This is a genomic window from Mucilaginibacter sp. (assembly GCF_025362475.1).
GTDB lineage: Bacteria > Bacteroidota > Bacteroidia > Sphingobacteriales > Sphingobacteriaceae > Mucilaginibacter.
The window spans coordinates 92828-113792 of record NZ_JANYGH010000002.1 but is presented as its reverse complement, the minus strand read 5'-3'; the positions used below and the strand labels follow the sequence as shown (position 1 = coordinate 113792).

The following is a 20965-nucleotide window of genomic DNA, read 5'->3' as shown; positions in this document are numbered from 1 at the left end:
AATGGCTTTTAATATCCGGTAAAATTAGCGCGTAGATGAAGCCAAATTATTGATGAACGTCACAATGGAAACTGATCTGGGTCATCGTGATTGGCCACAGATAATAGGAAATTTGAACTGTAACCATTAAATAAATCATTATGCCAACTTTAATAAAAACTAACAGCTTTCCATCATTAAGGTCAATGATGGAAGATTTTTGGAACACCGACAGGTTTTTTGACAAACCTTTGTTTTCAGGCGAGCAATTACCTGCAGTTAACGTCCGGGAAACAAAAGATAATTTTGAACTGGAAGTAGCGGCACCCGGCTTTAAAAAGGACGATTTTAAGGTCTCTACCGGAAATGGTTTGATAACGATCAGCGCGGAAACCAGCAGCGAACAAAAGGAAGAAAAAGAAAATTACACCCGTAAGGAGTTTTCAAAAAGCGCCTTCACCCGTAGCTTCAAGCTGCCGGAAAACGTTTTGGAAGAAAAGATCAAAGCATCGTACAAAGATGGCTTACTGGTCATTGATCTTAAAAAATCAGACAAAGCCCTGACGGCCAAAAAAGAAGTAAAAATTGACTGATCCCCAATTTCAGGACAATCAGCCAAACAGTTTCAATCTCAGTAACACCGTAACGCCGGACCTCACTAAACAATATCATGATAGCAATCATGTGGTGGCCGACCAAGGGTTCCATAAAATTGAAACAGCTTTCCTGCTGCGTTTAATGGGTGATCTCTTCATCCGGGCATTGCAGCGTCATATCCCGCCAAATTCAAACAGGCAGGAAAGCATCTTTATCAATTGGAAACAATTTTGCTGATAAGCAGCTTGATCACCTATTCAAACTACCCTAAATAATAACGAAGCTTCCCCTTCTGGTGCTTTCTTAATAAAAAAGATATAGACCGCTCGCTTTAATCGCAACCCATGATGATTTGTATGGTATAATATTTTTATGCCTGTTATCATGTACGCAAGTGACCAGGATCATTTAAGGGGAGAAGCAAAAAATCAACCTTTGTAGCACAACACTTTAAAACCACCCAATATGAAAACCATATTAGTCCCTACAGATTTTTCTGCTCCCGCAAACAATGCCCCGCGCTATGCCCTGCACCTGGCCAAAGGCATGAAAACAGGGATCAGGTTATGCAGCGCGATTTCAGTGCCAGCCGAGGCCCGGATGGCGCCGCAAGTAGCATGGCCGTTGGAAGATTATACCTCTATGAAAAATTTTACAACAGAGCAATTGGAGCTTTCTGTAGAAAAACTAAAGCAAAAACTGAAAGACCAGGCAGAAGGCCTGCCGCCGGATTATCAACCGGCTATTGGTTACAGCAGCGAGGTTGGCTCAGTAACAGAAGTGATCAGAAATGTGGTGGGAGAACAAAAAATGTCCCTGGTGGTGATGGGCATGTCAGGTGCAGGGGGGCTCAGTCGATTTTTCCTGGGCAGCAACAGCAGGGAGCTGATAGAAAAAGCCAATTTCCCGGTTATCCTTATTCCGGCTGATTTTATATATAAGCCCATTCAAAAGATTGCCTTTGCCACTGATTTAAGCAAGAGCGATATCGAGGTAATTCATTCCCTGGCCAGTATGGCGCGTTATTTCAACGCGGAGATCCTGGTTAGTCATGTTACTGATGAAAAAAGTGAAAACCCCAGGAAAAAACAGGATATAGATAATTTTCTCAGTGAAGTATCCGATAAAGCCAATTATCCAAAAATCTATTACCGTCATGTCAGGAGTGTCGATATAGATAGTGGCCTGAACTGGCTTTATGAACACAGCCAGATTGATATGCTGGCCATGGTTCACCGCCCGCATAATTTTCTTTCAAAACTGATCAGCGGCAGCCACACGCAGAGACTGGCTAAGCATATCACCATTCCGCTACTGGTGTTTCCGCCAGACTGCTGCGCGGTTATTTAAAACATACCCAAAGCAAACGTTGTTCCTTCAGATAAACTGTAATTGCGTTAAAATGGAAACTCCCGGGTTTATGCAGTCCATGATATTCAAAAAAGCAAGTCAGGAACGGATGATCAAATCAGTGGCTAAACTGCCCCGCCAGAATGGTCTGCCCTTTTTTGATACATTAAAAATAATCCCTGTTCATACACAGACAACCGTATTCAGTCTTTCACAGGCCATTAAAAAATTAAGGAAGGGCCAGATTAGCGGAGCTGCAGTTTTGACAATGGACTCAAGCCGTTTACAGAAAATCGGGTTTAGCTATCCAAAAGTCTTTTAATTACGGTTCCCCCGATGCCTAAAAAATAAATAATGGAAACTACTCCTATTACCGTTCGCCCCGGATATCCCACTGCAAAAATAGCCGGCATAAGCGGACTGAATGATGCGCAGGTTATCGAAGCCCGAAACCAATTTGGTTTTAACCGGTTGGTTTTTAAAAAAGGGAATCGTTTCATTGATGCAGTCAAAAGCCTGTCCAAAGAGCCTATGGTCCTGCTGCTCCTGGCAACCTCAGGGATTTATTTTATCAGCGGCAATACCGACGATGGTTTTTTTCTGGCCTCTGCAATTGTACTGGTTTCGGCTATTTCCCTGTATCAGGACTCCCGGAGCCGCAATGCGCTGGAACAGCTCAAGAACTATACACAGGCTGGCTGCAGTGTTATCCGGAACAGCAAAACAGTAAGTATAAGTGCCGACGAAGTGGTTGTTGGCGACAGCCTGGTTGTTGAAGAAGGCGCAGCCATTATGGCTGATGCCACAATTGTACAGTCAAATGATTTCTCGGTTAACGAATCCATTCTCACCGGGGAATCACTGCCCGTTTATAAAGATCCAGAACAAAATGACCATTTTATTTACCGGGGTACCACGGTGGCCAGCGGATTGGCCATTGCTTCAGTAACAGCCATCGCCCATGAAACAAAGCTGGGAAAAATTGGCCAAAGTTTGGAAGCTATATCTGAAGAGCAAACCCCACTGGAATTGCAGATCGGTAGTTTTGTCAAAAAGATGGTGATTGCTGGTGTCGTTGTATTCCTGATTGTCTGGGCCATCAATTACTACCGTTCTGCCCTCATTTTAGATAGCCTGCTGAAAGGACTTACGCTGGCGATGAGTATATTACCGGAAGAAATACCGGTAGCCTTTACCACCTTTATGGCCATTGGCGCCTGGCGTTTGATGAAGATGGGAATCGTGGTTAAACAAATGAAAACTGTGGAGACATTAGGCAGCGCTACTGTGATCTGTACAGACAAAACGGGAACGATCACCGAAAACAGGATGAGCCTGGCCGGTGTCTTCGCGCTGAGATCAAACCGCATTGCTAATGATGCAGCACTGTTTGACCCAAATGAACGGGAACTCATCAGGATAGCTATGTGGGCCAGTGAGCCTGTACCGTTTGACCCAATGGAGATAGCCCTGCATCATACTTATACGCAAATATTTGCGGCTGATGAAAGGCCGTTTTATCATATGATCCATGAATACCCCCTGGGCGGCAAGCCTCCCATGATGACCCATATTTTCGCTGATGCTTCGGGGCACCGGATCATTGCCGCCAAGGGGGCTCCGGAGGCTATCATGCGTTTATGTTTACTGAGCGAAGACGAACGAAGACATACCATGGCTGCAATAGCCACACTTGCTGATGATGGTTACCGGGTGTTGGGAGTTGGAGAAGCCATTTTTGGAGATGATGCGTTCCCTGCCAGCCAACAGGAATTCCGATTCACATTTAAAGGGATCGTGGCTTTTTACGATCCTCCAAAAGCAAATATTACCGATGTGCTGAAAACATTCTATAAAGCAGGTATAGGGGTAAAGATCATTACCGGCGACAACGCGGCGACAACTGCATCCATCGCCAGGCAAATCGGCTTCAAGGGATATGATAAATGCATAGACGGCGCGGCGTTAATGATACAAAGCGATGAAGAACTACAGGAAACCGTTCTCCAAATCAATGTATTTACGCGAATGTTCCCCGAGGCGAAGCTGAGGGTGGTTCAAGCCCTGAAAGCAAGTAACCAGATTGTGGCCATGACCGGCGATGGCGTAAATGACGGACCTGCATTAAAAGCGGCACATATTGGCATTGCAATGGGCAAAAAAGGAACAGAGATTGCCAAACAAGCTGCCTCCCTCGTTCTTGCAGATGATGACCTGTCAAAAATGACAGATGCGGTTGCCATGGGCAGAAGGATATACGCCAATCTTAAAAAAGCCATTCAGTATATCATTTCTATTCACATCCCTATCATCCTCACCGTTTTTACCCCGCTGTTCTTCGGCTGGATCTATCCCAATATTTTTTCGCCCATACATATTATCTTTCTCGAATTAATCATGGGCCCCACCTGTTCTATCGTTTATGAAAATGAACCTATTGAAAAGAATAGCATGCTGCAAAAGCCCAGGGCGTTTACCCAAACCTTTTTTGACTGGAAGGAGCTTATAACAAGTGTTATTCAGGGATTGGTCATCACCGCCGGAACGTTAAGTATCTATTGGTTTGCCGTATACCAGCACGCTAATGAGCCTGTTACCCGTACTATGGTATTCAGCACATTAATTGCGGCCAACATCATACTAACATTGGTAAACCGTTCCTTTTATTATTCCCTATTAACCACCATTAAATACCGCAATAGCCTGGTGCCTGTTGTGCTCGGTATTACTTTAATTGTTTCCGGATCATTGTTTTATATCCATCCCTTGTCAGCGTTTTTTGGATTTGAACCTTTAAGTCTTGCTCAGTTGTCCATCAGCTCGGGAGCAGGTATACTATCGGTGATCTGGATTGAATTATTAAAACCGGGAAAAAGATCTGCTTTTGCGCTAAAGCCAGCTTAGTTAACCACAGCTTCAGGCCTTCAACCTACAATTTAAATTATAACAAAAACCGTAATAAAACTCAATCGCTATTCATTTCCGTTCCACCCAAAAAGCAGCACCAGCCCTATAACTGGGCGACTAAATAAATGATGAAGATCAATGCAATATATGACCAATTACAGGTTTCCGGAATTGCCCTTAAGCTATATTTGTATTACCCGATGGATGGAATTTATTCCTGTTTCGGTAGATGAAGCAGTACATTTTGTCTTTAGTGACTGATGTACTGCCGCATTGCGGAATCGGCGACCCCGGTTCCGTTTTTTTTTGTTTTCCACATCTCCCAGACAACACATACCTGTATTTTGCGCTTGCTATTAAATCCAGAACAACCTAACAATTTTTTGTGTTAAAATATTCTTAGTTTTAGTTATTGGCCTTCCTTTTTCTTTTTTTCAAGGCTTTTAAAATAGCCCCTCAGTAAAAAATTATGTTTTAAGGCCTCCATATTCTGATTAAACCCGGCGGTGCCGTCTTGAATATTTTTCATGGTTTGTTTTAGTTGCCCGGCCACAGCAGAGTCACGGAGCAATACGTATAGGGAACCATCTTTCGATGACAGGTCCTGGCTAACGGCTTCGATCAATGTATTCAACCGAATGGTCGCCAGGTTTGCTTGATCACTAACCGAACTAACCTTCTGCATTGTGTTATTTAAATTCCCTGCAAAAGCTGTATCGGTTAGTAAAAGTCCGGCTGCGCCCCTTCCCTTTCTGATTCCTTTTACAATGATGTCCAGGTTTACAGCCATATCTCTGGCATTTGCTGTGGCTTCATGAATGTTTTTTAAAGAAGACCGGAGAACCGGACTTAATTCCTTATCGTTCAACAATTCCAAAATCTTGCTTTCGTTGATACGCTGAACCGTGCCTTTTAATTCTTCGGAGATAAGTGCAATATTATTATTGGTCTTATCCAGGGTCTGCAGCATGGCATCAGTACTTACAGCTTTACGGGTTTGCAGGTAATCACCCTTGCTTATCGCCAAACTTTTGCCCGTTCCGGGCTGAATATTAATAACTTTATTACCCATCAGCCCTTCGGTCCCAACTGTAGCGATAGCATCCTTATGAATAAATGAACCTACTTTAGGGTCGATCAACAAAATCACTTCAATCGACGTATCGTTAATCAACTGCATGTCTTTAACCGTTCCGGCCTGAATACCGGAGTATAAAACATTATTTCCGGCTATTAATCCGTTCAAATTGGAAAAGCGTACTTTTATTTCAAAACCACCTCCAAACAGGTTGTGATTCTTCCCGATCATGTAAAAGGAAAATATCAGCACCAGTAATCCTGCCAATGTAAATACACCCAATTTGATGTTATTTTCTCCCTGGTTTGCCATAGTTTGTTATTCAAAAAATTGTTTAATATTTTCATCTGTAGCATCCTCCAGTTCCTGGTAAGTACCTTCCATATAACACTTTCCGTCCAACAGTAAAACTACCCGGTCGGCTGTGTTTTTAACGCAATTCATATCATGAGATATAATGATGGAAGCCGTATGGTATTTTTTCTGCAGGGATAAAATGAGATTATCGATCTCCCTGGCGGTTACAGGATCCAGCCCGGTGGTTGGCTCATCATACAGAATAATCTCAGGTTTAAGAATCAATGTACGGGCCAGCGCGACCCTTTTGAGCATACCTCCGGAAAGCTCTGCAGGCATCATATCCACGGTATGTGGCAGGCCCACATTGTCCAGGGCTTCTTTCACCATGGCATCTACCTCGGTTTGCGGCAGCCTGATCCATTGCCTTCGGAGGGAAAATTCAAGATTTTCTCTGACGGTCATGGAATCATAAAGAGCGTTTCCCTGAAAAAGAAAACCGATTTTGGTCCTGATCTTGTCCAGGTCTTCGTGATCTAATTCCGGTATATTTTTCCCCAGCACAATGATCTTACCACTATCGGGCTTTAAAAGCCCGATGATGCATTTGATCAGAACAGATTTTCCAGACCCCGATTTACCCAGCACCACCAGATTTTCATTCTCATACACTTTGAGATTAAAATCATTCAGTACCACATTCTCCCCAAATCTTTTACAAAGATGTTCAATCTCAATTACAGCTTCCGGTTTTCCCGTTATCTTACCTGTTGTTGATGATCTGATTGGCGTTTCCATTGCATTTAGTTTAGTCCAAGAACATCGGTAAGTTGCACGGCCAATAAATCAATGATAAATATCAGCACAGAAGCCAACACAACGGCAGTATTAGCAGAACTACCCACACCGCGCGTCCCTTTACTGGAATTATAGCCTTTATAACAGCCAACAATACCTACCGCAAAGCCGAAAAAGAAAGTTTTTATAACAGCTGGCGTAAGATCACCAAAGCTTAAACTATCAAATACCTGGGTGTAAAACAGGCGAATACTCGTCACCGATCGGATATTGACACCGATATAGGCGCCGAACAGGGAGATTGCATCACTGAGGATAGTAAGGATAGGCAACATTAAAGTTGATGCCAATACCCGTGTGGCTACTAAATATTTAAAGGGATTGGTTCCGCTTACTTCCATGGCGTCGATCTGCTCGGTTACTTTCATGGAGCCTAATTCGGCGCCAATACTGCTGCCGATTTTACCGGCAAAGATCAAGGCAGTGATCACCGGGCCAATCTCGCGAACAATAGCTATGCCCACCATCACAGGCAACTCAGATTCGACCCCGTAACTGATCAGGGAGGGCCTTAATTGCATAGTCAATACAAGGCCCATAATAAATCCGGTCAAACCAATCAGCGGCAGGGACTTATAACCAATTAAATAACACTGAGTCAGCAGCTCTTTTACTTCAAACCGGGGTTTCAAACCCAAAGAAAAAAAATGCCCTGTAAATCTCATTACATGACCGGTTTCTTTAAAGAATTCCAGTATCCGGTCAGTAAAAGCCCAATGAATTTTATCTATGCTATCCATGCTGTACAGATCTGATTTTTAACTAAAAGTACCACGTTCGCCATCGTGGAGAAATGATGAAAATCATACAGGTAAATGATCAATGTCATGAATGCACCCGGGAGATGATTATAGCTTCTACTCAAAAATCTATAATTATAAATAAAGCTCCGGGTAACCAGAGCTCACACCATATATGGCACTAAAAAAAATGCGTATCCGCTTTGTTTTCAAATAGTTTATTCCCCTTTACCGCCGTTGTTCTAATACTTCAACCTTGATTTTTTTCGACTTAAATGACAGGCAGCTTTTTTAAAGTGTATTAATTTCATTGTAATTGCCTGGGCAGATAACGTAGCCATTCCGTTTAAGCAATGCCCTTTGCATGTGTTGATAAATTTTTAAGATTAACTGGTCGGTTTACTTTTTTTGTTGATTTGATGGGAGGTGAAAGCGTTTCGTTGATATTATTAATACCATTGATGAGTGCATCCGGGTTAAACGAAATGCTATCAATACCCGCGTTAACGATTAGCCTGGTGAAATCTTTGGAGTCACTTGGGGCCTGTCCGCAAAGTCCAACATTTCTCTTCAATTGATTTGCCTTTTGAATCATTAAAACAATCAACTTTTTGCTGGCAGCATTCTGCTCATCAAATAAATCGGCTATCAAAGCAGAATCTCTGTCGATACCGAGTGTTAATTGGGTAAGATCATTGGAACCGATAGAAAAACCATCAAAAACAGCAGCAAATTCTTCGGCCAGCAAAACATTACTTGGTATTTCTGCCATAACAAATACCTCCAGCCCATTGACACCTTTTTTCAAACCGTATTTTTTCATCTGTGCTATAACCTTTTTACCTTCCTCAACAGTACGGCAAAAAGGGATCATCAATTTAACATTGGTGAAGCCCATATCGTCTCTGACTTTTTTCATGGCCTCACATTCCAACCGGAAGCCCTCCCGGTAACGCTCATGCGTGTAACGCGAAGCCCCCCGGAATCCGATCATCGGATTTTCTTCATCCGGTTCAAAGTATTTGCCGCCAATCAAACCCGCGTATTCATTCGTCTTAAAGTCGCTCATTCTAACGATGACTTCCTTGGGATAAAAAGCAGCAGCAATGGTGGCCACCCCTTGTGCCAGCCGGTCCACAAAATACCTTGTCTTATCCGGGTAACCGGAGGTCAGATGCGCAATCCTCAATCGGTCTGTTTCGTCAATAACACGCTCAAAATGAACCAGTGCCATGGGGTGTACCATAACAGAATGGGTAATGATAAACTCCAGCCTCATCAGCCCGACGCCATGGTTAGGATAAAATGACAGTTGGAAAGCCTGATCAGGATCACCTACAATCAACTGTGCCCTGGGATGCTCGGGCAAATGGATTTTCTTTAAATCAGTAAGGGTTTCTTTCCAGTTCAATTTGCCACGATAAACAATTCCGGTCTTACCCTCGGTACAGCAGAGGGTTATCTCTTCACCGTCTTTGATATTAACCGTAGCGTTTTCGGTACCAACAATCGCTACCGCTCCCAGTTCCCTGGCTATGATGGCCGCATGACTGGTTCTGCCACCTTTGTTGGTGACGATCCCTGCTACCTTTTTGAGTATGGGGTCCCAATCCGGGTTGGTGGTGTCGGTAACGAGGATCTCTCCTTCGTTAAGTTTACCGGCCTCTTCAGGCGAGCTTAGTAATCGCGCAAAACCGCTGGTGATCTGGTGCCCAACGGCAGCTCCCGTGGTGATCGTTTCACCTTTTTCTAAAATATGGCAGGTTTTTATCTGTAACGTCTTTTGCTGACTGTGCACGGTTTCCGGTCTTGCCTGGATGATGTAAAGCTGGTGGTTCTGTCCGTCTTTCGCCCATTCAAAGTCCATGGGTTTTTTATAATACTCTTCAATGATCACTGCCCAGCGGGCCAGTTGCTCAATTTCCACATCATCCAGAACAAATTTCCCCCTCAATTCCCAAGGCGTATCCCTATTTATCGTGGTATGGTGTTCATTCCCATCCTCAGTATAGACCAGCATTTTGCTTTTGCTGCCCAATTTTTTCTGTAAAATCGCTTCCTTATTTTTTTTCAAAGTGGGCTTGAACACGATAAACTCGTCTGGAACAACGGTGCCCTGTACCATGTTTTCGCCTAAGCCCCAAACCCCGGCAAGGTGCACCACATCCCTAAATCCCGATTCGGGCTCAAGGGTAAACCCAACACCTGAACAGCCCAGGTCTGAGCGGACCATTTGCTGAATACCCACAGAAAGAAAAACTTTAGCGTGATCGAAGCCCTTATCTTCCCTGTATTTAATGGCGCGGTCGGTGTAAAGGGATGCAAAACATTGTTTTACCGCATAGATAACAGCCCAATGCCCCTGTATATTTAAATAGGATTCATGCTGACCGGCAAAACTTGCATCCGGAAGGTCTTCGGCTGTCGCGCTGCTACGTACGGCTACTGATGGTTCTGAAAAATTAAACAGGTAGTCATAAGCATCAATAATGGTCATTTGGAGGTCCTGGGGTATTTCAGCGTCCATCATCAGTTTCCTGGCTTTTGCTCCAACCTGGGAAAGATTGGTAAAATTATCCCGATCAAGTTCTTCAAGTATTTTTTGCAGGGGCTGCTGTAGTTTATTACGCGTTAAAAAATATTGGTAGGCTGCAGCTGTAACCGCAAATCCATCCGGGATGGGTATGCCCATGGGCACCAAATGGGTAAACATTTCTCCGATGGAAGCATTTTTACCACCGACCTCTGCAATATTTTGCATCCCGATTTCACTGAATTTTTTGATGAAAGATTCCATATCGATTTTCATTATTTATTTGAAAGTATCTTATATCTTATCTACCCGCTGGCGGTGTTTCTTCTTGCTTAGTGAGAAGCTAATTTCTGCCTAAAACCGTCTCCAAATAATGACCAGGGTCAAAACCAAAACTGATCCTGCGCAAAAAACAGGTTTGCTGCCGAATGGACTTGAGCGTAAAGTCTTTCGTTATGATAAACCAATATCCCTTTTACAGGCAGGGTTTCTTAAAAATCAATCGTGCTCTTTAGGTTAAATTCCTTTTGCAAAACTGAAAGTTGCAACCCAAAAAAAGCCGCAGAGAGTTAAGTTCTTCTGTGGCTTCTGTGTGAATATATATATATCAATAGTTTACTTTACTTCCATACGTGACGGGATTACCATTACCGGTATTTGCTGGTGTTTTAATTGCTCACCGGTATGACTCCCTTTAAATATCCTGCTCAAAAAACTATGATGGTCATGCACTAATACAAGTAAATCAGATTCATTCTCTTCACAATGACGATTCAGACGAGCAGGCAATTCCTTGCCGGATATATCTTGGTATGATAAATTAGGGTACCGATATCTTCTTACGCGGTTGACAAATTTACTTTTCATTTCCATTTCGCGTGAATCATCATGGCCCCAAAGGGATACATGCAAAATTTCCAGGTGAAAATCAAAAAGACGGCCGAGTTTAATGAGATAATGTACCGCATTCAGATCACCTTCATCAAAGTCGCAGGCGATTGTAACTTTTGCTATTTTTTTAAGATCAGCGCTTTGAGGAATAATCAAAACCGGCCGGTTTGTTTGATTGATGACCGTGCTGGTGTCACTACCTATCAGCAAATGTTCCATGGTTGTGCCGGAGCGGGCGCCCATGATGATGAGTTCGATATCCTTTCTTTCCAACAAGAACTTCAATTGATACTGCAGGCTCCCCTCTTCCCGTTGGCAATCGATACTTGGCTTGTGTTCCCCATGCTGACTTTCGAGACAAGTTTCTCCAGGCTCTCTTTCAGATAGATGATTTTCTCCTTGCTTTCATCCAGCCAGATCATCTGTTCTACTGCATAAGGCGTTCCGCCAAACTCGGATAGAACTGGCTGGCTGGCAAAAGTATTAAACAATAAAATATTCGCATGCAACTTCGCACACAGTGGAATAGCAGCGGCCGCGGCATGATCTGCATTATCTGAATAATCGGTTAGCACCAGTATCTTTTTCATGATCAATTTATTTAAACGTAAACTCTTTGCTACCCTCATTGCTCGAGGAGATATAACAAATATGATCAATCGTATCCCGGCCGCCCATGACCGAAATCATCCCGAAATTTGATTTACCGCACATTTACGAATGCTGAGCGCGCAGATTTCAGGATCTTTTCAATGGCCTGAAGAAATGTCGCCTTTAATTTTCCTCCTTGGGTGAAAGACTTGTTTCCGCATAGCCATAAGTGATGTCACAACAGTCGAAGTAATATGTTCGTTATTACCGGCGAATGAGCTTACCGCGGTCGGTTTATGGATATTTAAAGATGTGATAGGGAGTAATTTATATCGGATAACCCGGGCATGCCGGGTACCTGGTAAGTTAAAAAAATGATCAGCATCAATTAAAATAATGATTTGTGCTACACGCTTGGATCAAGTTAAAACCTAAATTTGTATTATTAGGCAGATTGAGTTTATTCCTGTCCCGGTAATGCGCCCGGGAAGTCTTTCGGGCATCATAATTGCGCATTTTTACACCAAGGTCAACTGATTTTATTTTTTAGCAGCAAAGAATAATTACGGACAGGGAAAGGCTTTAACATAATACAGTTCACGCTTAGCCTGAACTAAACTTACAGTCACATGAAGCTGATTAGCTATTATATTCCTATTGTATTTTTAATCAGTGCATGCTCAACTAAAAAAGATCATACCAGGGCGGTTATAAAAAATATCACCGTATCCTTATATGCTTCTGCAAATGTTAAAGCAACAGACCAGTACACCGTAACATCAACTGTGCCGGGTATCGTTAAACAAATCAATGTAAACCCTGGTGACCTGGTTAAAGCTGGAGAAATACTTTTTGTTCTGGAAAACCGGGAAGCCGTTTTAAATGCAGCTAATGCCCGTCAGGCTTTGGATTTTACAACCTCAAACAGTCGGGCCAGTTCTGAACGGCTCCAGGAAGCCATATACCAGGTTCAGGTAGCCAAAGAAAAATACCAACTCGACTCTGCCTTTTATTATCGTCAAAAAATTTTATGGGAGCAAAACATAGGCACTCGTTTAGATTTTGATCAGCGCCATTTGGCATTTACTACCTCAGCAATAAATTATGATGCCGCGAATAAAAGTTTGGCCCAATTGAAAAAACAACTGAAAAACGATCTGGAGTTATCTAAGATCAATTACAGCATTTCCAAAAAGCGACAGACCGATTATTTAATTAAGAGTGAAATAGACGGTAAAGTATTCGATGTGATTAAAAATAAAGGCGAGCTGATTACCACACAAACCACTCTATGTGTTTTAGGGAAGCCTGATCAGTTTTATCTGGAGATGAATGTTGATGAGAAGGATATCATAAAGATTAACCTAAGCCAACGTGTTGAAATTACCATGGATAGCTATCAGGGACAATCATTCAGTGGCCGGGTCAGCAAAATTTATCCGATTATGGATGAGCGCTCACGTACATTTAAGGTTGAAGCCGTTTTTTTGAACCCTCCAGGGAAGCTCTATCCTAATTTAACGGCGGAGGTTAATATCATCGTCAGTGTGAAGAAAAATGCGATGCTTATCCCCAGAAACTACCTCGATAAAAACAATTGTGTGTGGTTAAAAGGCGATATTAAAAAGAAAGTGATCACAGGGGTACAGGATGAAAAGAATGTGGAAATACTGCACGGGCTAGATACACAGGAAACTATTTATAAACCTGATTAAATGAAAACAGGACTGCTCTTAAATATCGCCCTCGCCTTGTTAATGGCGCGCCTAAAGCAATCGGTTGTGGCTGCTGCCGGCGTTACCTTTGGCATTGCCATGTTTATAGCACTTATTAGTTTCATGACAGGTTTAAACAAAATGCTGGATAACCTGATTATAAACCGTACCCCGCATATCAGGTTATACAATGCTATTACCCCATCCAAAACGCAACCTGTTAATCGGGCCGCCGACTTCGCCGGGTTCAAAAATTTCATTCTATCGGTGAAACCAAAGGATGAAGGAAAGCAGCTTTATAATGCAAGCCGTATTATTAAAGCCATTAGGGAGGATGATAGGGTAATTGATGTTGCCCCTAAAATAAGTACAACCGTTTTCTTTAATAGCGGCACCATTCAATTGTCAGGTATAATTGATGGCGTCGACGTAGATCTTGAGCAGAAGCTTTTTCACTTAAATGACAACATCATTGAGGGAACTATTGCTGATTTAGCTGTGGTGAGTAACAGTATAATTATTGGAAAAGGGCTTGCTGATAAGCTTATTGTAAAAATAGGAGACGTGATACAGGTTACTACGCCTGACGCCGATATTGCTAAGCTTAAAATAGTAGGGATAGTACAGTTTGGAATAGCCGAAGTAGACGACGTGCAAAGTTTTACTTCCCTGCAAACCGCGCAAAAGCTGCAAGGCAAGCCGGCCAGCTATATTACCGATATACAGGTTAAATTAAAAAACATCGCGCTTGCTCCCGCACTGGCTAAGGAATATGCACGACTATTTGATGTTGATGCAACCGATGTGCAAACCGCCAATGCGCAATTTGAAACCGGCACCACCGTACGAAACACCATTGCCTACAGCGTAAGCGTCACCTTGCTGATTGTTGCCGGGTTTGGAATATATAATATATTGAATATGTTGATTTATGAAAAAATGGATGCAATAGCGATATTGAAAGCAACAGGATTCTCCGGCAAGGATGTTAAAGCGATATTTATTCAACTGTCGATGGTGCTCGGCGTAGTTGGCGGCGTCATTGGCATCATATTAGGGTATTGTTTATCGCTTATCATAAGTCATATTCCGTTCCAGACTTCGGCATTGCCAACAATAAAAACCTATCCGGTAAATTTTGAAATTACCTACTATTTAATTGGCATAAGCTTCGCGCTTATCACCACTTATCTCGCCGGTTTGTTTCCGGCACGTAAGGCAGCAAAAATTGATCCGGTGGTCATCATAAGGGGGAAATAATGGAAACACCGGTTTTACAGGCGATTGATATTAACAAGTATTTTTTAGACCCGGTGCGTTTTCGTGTGCTTACAGATATTAGCTTCTCTATCAGCCGTGGAAGTTTTGTTTCCATTACAGGCAAATCAGGATGCGGTAAATCAACATTACTATATATCTTATCCACGATGGATACAGATTATGAAGGCGAATTGATATTGGACAATGAATCACTTCGTCAAAAAGATAATGCCGAACTCGCTGTCATTCGCAATCAAAAGATCGGGTTTGTATTTCAGTTTCATTACCTGATTGAAGAGTTCAATGTGCTCAAAAATGTGATGCTGCCGGCCATGAAACTGGGCAGATATTCTACCGAGGCAATAGAGCAAAAGGCAATGCAGCATTTAAAAACTTTAGGCATAGATGACCAGGCCCTGAAAAATGCCAGCCAGCTGAGCGGCGGCCAAAAACAGCGTGTAGCCATAGCACGGGCGATGATCAACGACCCGCTGATTATCATGGGCGATGAGCCCACCGGCAACCTGGATAAAAAGAACAGCGATATTGTTTTTGGCATTTTTAAAGACATTTGCCTGGAAAATAAACAGACCATTCTGGTTGTAACCCATGATCCGGATTTTGCTAAAAGGGCCGACCGGATCATCGTGATGGAAGACGGGACAATTATTCCATAATATCCCGAAATTTATAAATATTCAGCCAGTTTAATCCAATTTAAAACTTCCGTTATCGCCTTACCCGCAACATCCGGGAAGCCGGTAAACTAACGTTAATTTTATTTAGTTCATTTTAGAAGGAAATACCAGCAGGGGTGTTTTCTGTTTAGCTAAGGCTTTTTTGGTTTCACTATGAGCAAACAGCCGCACAAAAAAGGAGCGCTGATGATGCAGTAAGGCTAATAGCACTGGTCCGGTTTCTGTACCTAAGTGGTTCAACCTGTTGATTACATCATTTCCTCCAATTTTATGATAGCTTAGCCCCTGGTACTTTAATTGCGCAACTTTTGCTTCGAAGGCAAGCGCCTGGGGACTTTGTTCCGCTTCTTTCTGATCAGGTTTGATTACATGGATAATCTCAAGCTGAAAATGAAAAAGGTTGCCCAGTTTGATGAGGTAATGGATCGCTTTAAAATCCGCTTCATCAAAATCGGTTGCGAATATCATCTTTCTTATTTGCTTCAGGTTTGTTTTTGCAGGAACAATAAGCACTGGTCGGGTGGCATGGTTCACTACAGCATTGGTATCGTGGCCATATAGTGCATCATCGCGGTCATGCGATCGCGCTCCCATGACTATGAGTTCCATCTTGTTTTGAACCAATAATTCATCTACATCCATTCCCAGGTCGCAGTCGTTGAACTCAACAGAGATAACCGGCTTATGATCATCAGGCTCCAACTGTCTACTAAGGGATTCCAGGCCTTCCATCAATGACCCCAAACCCAGTTGGCTGCTTTTTTTTCGTTTCGTAAACTCGTCCACAATCCATCCGCCACCGCCATAGGATGGCATGGTTGCATAGTCGATATAGGTATTAAACAATAACAGGTCAGTATGTAACTTCCCGCTAAGTATTAAACCGGCTTCTGCGGCACAGGTCGCATTGGCTGAAAAATCGGTGAGCACAAGTATTTTTTTCACGACTGAGTCTTTTAAATTTCATTTCAAATATTTCCATTTTTTCGATCAATAGCCTGTTGTTTTTTATTTGCACAGCGGCAAACTTATGCTGCCGACTCTGTTTCCCGCATCAAAAGCAAACTGAACGGTTTTAATCTATTAACGTTCATACCGGCCGGTTTTCTTGCCCAGCTTAATTTTATAGATAATCAGTTCCACTTTACTGCCTATATCGCTATCCTTTTCCGTGATGCCATGCGATGGATGGTCGGGCGCATTTTGAGATAGCGGCATGATCCGGTGAATGATAGCTTGCATAACCCGCTCCTTTTCATCCATGTCTGTTATTTCCTCAAACGTTCCCCAGGCAACCACGCTTTTCCAGCGGAATATGCTTTGTATATCATCCACCTCGAAACATACCTCGGGATTCTTTCGCATCATGTCAATTTTTTTTCCCTGAGCAGAGTGCGCGTAAATATCCGCGCCATTGTAAACATAGTTAATAGGAACAATATAGATGTTACCATCAGTACCGCAGGCAATCCGGCCGGTGACTTGTTCCTTTAATAGTCCCTCAATTTCCTCATTTGTCATTTCCCCTAACATTGTCTATTTTTTTTGATGGTTCTTAAAAACACAGCCTTAAATAAAAATGATAACAACTACGATGCAATATTCTCAAAAAAAGCACTGGTGCGGAATGACCGTGGTCACATAAATAGGTGATGTGGAATATGGATTCACATGATTGCACTCATTGGTCCACGGTTGCCGGTCAATTAGTTTTATAGAAATAAATTCCATGAAAAAGCTTACTTTATTTACCTTCTGTTTAGTGCCTCTTTGGCTGCATGGCCAGGTTTCTACGACTGCGACGGATTTAAGTTATGCAGCTTCAAAGGCAATTCCCGCGGTGGTTCGTATTCAGGCTTTTGTGTCCGATAGTATTTTGAATATACATCCTCACCTGGTAACCTCCATGGGCATTAAATCAAATAAATCCGGTACTGGCATGCTCGCAGGCAGCGCCTCGGGAGTGCTGGTAAGTGCTGATGGCTATGTGATTACCAACAACCATGTATTGGCCGGGGCCGACAGTCTGATGGTCATTTTGCAAGATCGCAGAGCATACCGCGCGATGCTGACCGGGACGGATGACAGGGTAGATCTGGCGCTACTTAAAATTCCCGGTAATGCGCTCCCTTTTCTGGAACTTGGCAACCCTGGTACGATACAGATCGGGGATCCGGTGCTTGCTGTTGGCAATCCGCTTGATCTGACTTCTACGGTTACTGGGGGAATTTTGAGCGCCCGATTCAGAAACATGGACAGCCAGTCGGATGAATCCCTGGTAAATTCTTATCTGCAAACTGATGCCGCCAGCAATGAAGGTATGAGCGGAAGCGCTTTAGTGGATCGTAATGGTAAACTTATCGGTATCAATTCAGCGATCATTTCTCCTTCCGGAACTTTTGCGGGGTATACCTTTGCCATTCCGGCCGGCATTGTGAGGAAAGTATGGCACGACCTTGTTGCTTACGGAAGTGTGCATTATGCGTACCTCGATATATTTTTTGTTGACATGGATGCCACACAAACCAAACGGCTACTGGCCAAAAGCCCAAGGGGCGTTTTAATTGAAAGCGTGCAACGGGGAGGTGCAGGCGAGCAGGCCGGATTACAGCGGGATGATATCATCATACAACTGGATCAGCAACAAATAATCTCATCCCCCCAATTGCGCGAGTTGCTTGCGCAATATGCCCCGGGGAATCATGTAGTATTGACCATTGTACGCAAGGGTAAAGAAACTGATCTCGCAGTGATACTTTCGCCGCAAAACGGAAGTACGTCCAGGGCTGCGGTGCGCAAACAACCAGCACGCTGGCCTGCTTTTCGCACTAAGCAATAACATTCACCCATGGTCTCTTTGCCATCTATTTTACCAAAACCGTTAAGCCGCCGGTAGCATTTGGATTTAACGAAGGAGCCGGGCTATACGGTCGACCAGCGTACCTCGAAAAAAGCATTCCACTATCTATCGCCTTGAGTCTCGCGGGAGGCAGATTGGGGAACGACCCCTCCATTTAAATTGTGTTTCATATCAAAAACCCGCATGATGGCAATCATTGAAATAGCCACCAAAAGGGCTGTCCTTTGATATATGAAATGTATCTAATTTATAAATCATTTAAAAAATAAAACTTATGAAAACGGACATTCAAATCCAAAAAGATGTGATGGATGAACTGAAATGGCAGCCATTTCTGAATTCATCCGAAATTGGCGTTGCCGTAAAAAACGGAATTGTAACACTTTCAGGGATAGTTGATTCCTTCTCCAAAAAGTTAAGCGCCGAAAGAGCAGCAAAAAAGGTATCCGGCGTAAAAGCCATTGCAGAAGACATTCAGATCGGGGTATCACCCGTTTACCGTAAAACAGATACGGAAATAGCCGAGGCGGTGTTTAACGCCCTTAAATGGCATTCAGCCGTACCAGAAGAAAAGGTTAAGATCAAGGTAGAAGACGGCATCGTTACCCTGGAAGGCGAGCTTGAATGGGAATACCAGCGGATGAACGCCAGAACAGCCATCCAAAACCTTTCCGGAGTACGATCAGTAACTAACCTGATCACCATTAAACCAAACCTTAACCCATTTGAGTTGGAGCAGAAAATTACGGAGGCCTTCCGGAGAAACGCCGCCATTGATGCCGGTAAGGTAAACGTTAGCACGAGCGGCAGCAAAGTCATACTTACCGGAAAGGTTCGCTCATTTGCCGAAAGCGAAGACGCGGAAGATGTAGCCTGGGCAGCGCCGGGTGTTTACCACGTGGAAAACAAACTGTCTATCGTTGAACCGGAATTTGTGTATTAACTTATTTATAAAAGTAAAATCATGAAAAAATCAAAATTTATATTCAGCCTGGTGATTGTGATAACCATATCTGCGATGCGGTCATTTGCCCAGATCATCCTACCCGAAGTAAATATAAAAGCTTCGATCTATAAGTATCTTAACGCTACCGATAACAAGGAAATGGCGCAGCCGGTCAGAATGCTGGAGTTCAAGGCGGCCACCTATGATGTAAAAAAATCAGAATTCTACAACGATGATTATGATGGCTATTCTATATCCTTTTATATCCCTGACGGGAAAATTCTGGCTGCTTATGATAAAAATGGCAAACTGCTGCGTACTGCCGAAAAATTCAAAAACACCAAACTACCTGCAGCGGTAAGGGATGCGGTTAGCAAGCGGTTCCCTAACTGGCATATTTCCGAGGATATCTACCAGGTTCATTACTATGACCAGAAGGAATCTGCCGATAAAAGCTTTAAGCTCCTGCTGGAGAATGGCGACAAGCGCATGAAAGTAAAAATTAATGAAAAGGGAGAATTTATTTAAGCTTCCTGCAATTAACCTATTAACAAGAACCGGAAGCTTTTGTATAGTTCATTTTGCGGAAGCTTCTTTTTTTAAATAAACCACATGAAAAAGTTAATGATTGCTATTGAAGCAGAAAAACCGGATCAGCAAAGCATTGCATTCGGCTGTTACCTGGCCAAACTCACCCGTTCCGGGTTAACAGGCATTTTCCTGGAAAATCTCCCCGCCGAATCCGCGCCAGGTGTGAAGTTTGCATACGGGAGCGTTTTTGTGGAAACAATTAATTCCCTTGATCTGCCAGAAACGGATTTTAAACTGAAAGCCGGCTCAGAAAACATCCGGAAATTCAAAGCGTTTTGCGAAGAGCAAGGGGTAGCCTACCAGATTCACCGCGACCAGAGCGTGCCGGAGGAAGAATTAATCGCCGAAAGCCGCTATGCCGACGCCATTATTACCAGGCCGGGTTTATTTGCTTCCTCGGAGCTGGAGATGCCTGCCGGATTGGTTAGGGAACTGCTGGCCAAATCAGAGTGCCCTGTCATTATCGCTCCCCACCATGCCGGACCGATTAATAAGATCCTGTTCGCTTATGACGGAAACGCATCGTCAGTATTTGCGATCAAACAATTCACTTATTTATTTCCGGAACTAAGAAATTGTGAAATCACTGTACTGCAAGCGGATAAGGAGGCGGTATTTAGCGAGGCGCAGAAAGAAAAACTGTATGAATACCTGAAGGAACATTACAGCCAGATAAACTTTAAAGACCTGCATGGAAAACCGAACGACGAACTGTTTGATTATATGCTGCGGGAGGCCAATGCGTGCCTGGTGATGGGGGCTTTTGGGCGAAACTGGCTATCCAGCCTATTCAAGGCCAGTACAGCAGAACTGCTTATCAAAATCAACAACCTGCCGATATTCATTACTCATCGATAAAAAAAATGCCAATGTAGCACAAACAAAGGAAACAAGGGGTCAAGCTTACACCATTAACGGGGCACTTTTATTAATGCCGCCAATATGGTTTCTTGTACTGATCTATAGGATGCTGAATTTGCTTGAGAATGTAGTTAAGCGCACGCGATAAGCACCACTCCGCGCCTTACGGGTAACATGCTCATGAGGTGCTGTTCCCAACTTTAAAAAAGATCT

General features: G+C 43.2%; 19 protein-coding genes. 11 read left to right on the top strand and 8 right to left on the bottom strand.

Annotated elements, in window-relative coordinates:
- Positions 1–140 precede the first annotated feature (140 nt).
- The 4 genes from Q0R88_RS01400 (at position 141) to Q0R88_RS01385 (ending at position 4830) form a co-directional block, all read left to right on the top strand.
- Positions 141–572, top strand: coding sequence for an Hsp20/alpha crystallin family protein (locus Q0R88_RS01400; protein WP_295711448.1), 432 nt, complete (start codon positions 141–143; stop codon positions 570–572).
- Entirely contained in the window at positions 565–813 is a 249-nt protein-coding gene (locus tag Q0R88_RS01395; protein ID WP_295711447.1) for a hypothetical protein, read from the top strand. Before Q0R88_RS01400 ends, Q0R88_RS01395 begins: the two co-directional genes overlap by 8 nt.
- A gap of 228 nt (positions 814–1041) precedes the next feature.
- Entirely contained in the window at positions 1042–1926 is an 885-nt protein-coding gene (locus Q0R88_RS01390; protein WP_295711446.1) for a universal stress protein, read from the top strand.
- Positions 1927–2280: 354 nt separating this feature from the next.
- Entirely contained in the window at positions 2281–4830 is a 2550-nt protein-coding gene (locus Q0R88_RS01385) for a cation-translocating P-type ATPase (protein ID WP_295711445.1), read from the top strand.
- A gap of 412 nt (positions 4831–5242) precedes the next feature.
- Here the strand turns inward: Q0R88_RS01385 and Q0R88_RS01380 are convergent, their stop codons facing one another.
- The 6 genes from Q0R88_RS01380 to Q0R88_RS01355 all read right to left on the bottom strand — a co-directional run bounded on the left by Q0R88_RS01380 (position 5243) and on the right by Q0R88_RS01355 (position 11820).
- Positions 5243–6223, bottom strand: a complete 981-nt coding sequence (locus Q0R88_RS01380; protein WP_295711444.1) for an MlaD family protein — start codon at positions 6221–6223, stop codon at positions 5243–5245.
- 6 nt (positions 6224–6229) lie between these two features.
- Positions 6230–7006 (bottom strand): ABC transporter ATP-binding protein, encoded by a 777-nt coding sequence (locus tag Q0R88_RS01375; RefSeq protein ID WP_295711443.1) that lies wholly within the window; start codon positions 7004–7006, stop codon positions 6230–6232.
- Between the two features lie 5 nt (positions 7007–7011).
- Complete coding sequence (locus Q0R88_RS01370; protein ID WP_295711442.1) at positions 7012–7806, bottom strand: ABC transporter permease; 795 nt, start codon at positions 7804–7806, stop codon at positions 7012–7014.
- A 346-nt stretch (positions 7807–8152) separates the two neighbouring features.
- Complete coding sequence (gene ppsA / locus Q0R88_RS01365) at positions 8153–10603, bottom strand: phosphoenolpyruvate synthase (RefSeq protein WP_295711441.1); 2451 nt, start codon at positions 10601–10603, stop codon at positions 8153–8155.
- A gap of 351 nt (positions 10604–10954) precedes the next feature.
- The gene (locus Q0R88_RS01360) at positions 10955–11527 is read right to left on the bottom strand and encodes a universal stress protein (RefSeq protein ID WP_295711574.1); all 573 of its coding nucleotides are present in this window, start codon (positions 11525–11527) and stop codon (positions 10955–10957) included.
- Positions 11512–11820, bottom strand: coding sequence for a hypothetical protein (locus Q0R88_RS01355; protein WP_295711440.1), 309 nt, complete (start codon positions 11818–11820; stop codon positions 11512–11514). Before Q0R88_RS01355 ends, Q0R88_RS01360 begins: the two co-directional genes overlap by 16 nt.
- A gap of 630 nt (positions 11821–12450) precedes the next feature.
- On the opposite strand from Q0R88_RS01355, the gene Q0R88_RS01350 reads away from it, so the two are divergent.
- From Q0R88_RS01350 to Q0R88_RS01340, 3 genes are read left to right on the top strand one after another with little or no spacing between them, the layout of a single operon-like run.
- Entirely contained in the window at positions 12451–13536 is a 1086-nt protein-coding gene (locus Q0R88_RS01350) for an efflux RND transporter periplasmic adaptor subunit (RefSeq protein WP_295711439.1), read from the top strand.
- The gene (locus tag Q0R88_RS01345; protein ID WP_295711438.1) at positions 13537–14796 is read left to right on the top strand and encodes an ABC transporter permease; all 1260 of its coding nucleotides are present in this window, start codon (positions 13537–13539) and stop codon (positions 14794–14796) included. It begins immediately after the preceding gene.
- Complete coding sequence (locus Q0R88_RS01340; RefSeq protein ID WP_295711437.1) at positions 14796–15473, top strand: ABC transporter ATP-binding protein; 678 nt, start codon at positions 14796–14798, stop codon at positions 15471–15473. Before Q0R88_RS01345 ends, Q0R88_RS01340 begins: the two co-directional genes overlap by 1 nt.
- Before the next feature lie 105 nt (positions 15474–15578).
- Here the strand turns inward: Q0R88_RS01340 and Q0R88_RS01335 are convergent, their stop codons facing one another.
- Complete coding sequence (locus Q0R88_RS01335; protein WP_295711436.1) at positions 15579–16439, bottom strand: universal stress protein; 861 nt, start codon at positions 16437–16439, stop codon at positions 15579–15581.
- 138 nt (positions 16440–16577) lie between these two features.
- Entirely contained in the window at positions 16578–17015 is a 438-nt protein-coding gene (locus Q0R88_RS01330; protein ID WP_295711435.1) for a pyridoxamine 5'-phosphate oxidase family protein, read from the bottom strand.
- A 355-nt stretch (positions 17016–17370) separates the two neighbouring features.
- On the opposite strand from Q0R88_RS01330, the gene Q0R88_RS01325 reads away from it, so the two are divergent.
- The 4 genes from Q0R88_RS01325 to Q0R88_RS01310 all read left to right on the top strand — a co-directional run bounded on the left by Q0R88_RS01325 (position 17371) and on the right by Q0R88_RS01310 (position 20749).
- On the top strand, positions 17371–18333 hold the full coding sequence (locus Q0R88_RS01325; RefSeq protein ID WP_295711434.1) for a trypsin-like peptidase domain-containing protein: 963 nt from the start codon (positions 17371–17373) through the stop codon (positions 18331–18333).
- Between the two features lie 295 nt (positions 18334–18628).
- Positions 18629–19297, top strand: coding sequence for a BON domain-containing protein (locus Q0R88_RS01320; RefSeq protein ID WP_295711433.1), 669 nt, complete (start codon positions 18629–18631; stop codon positions 19295–19297).
- 21 nt (positions 19298–19318) lie between these two features.
- Positions 19319–19828, top strand: coding sequence for a hypothetical protein (locus Q0R88_RS01315; protein WP_295711432.1), 510 nt, complete (start codon positions 19319–19321; stop codon positions 19826–19828).
- An 84-nt stretch (positions 19829–19912) separates the two neighbouring features.
- Entirely contained in the window at positions 19913–20749 is an 837-nt protein-coding gene (locus Q0R88_RS01310; RefSeq protein ID WP_295711431.1) for a universal stress protein, read from the top strand.
- The last annotated feature ends 216 nt before the right edge of the window (positions 20750–20965 follow it).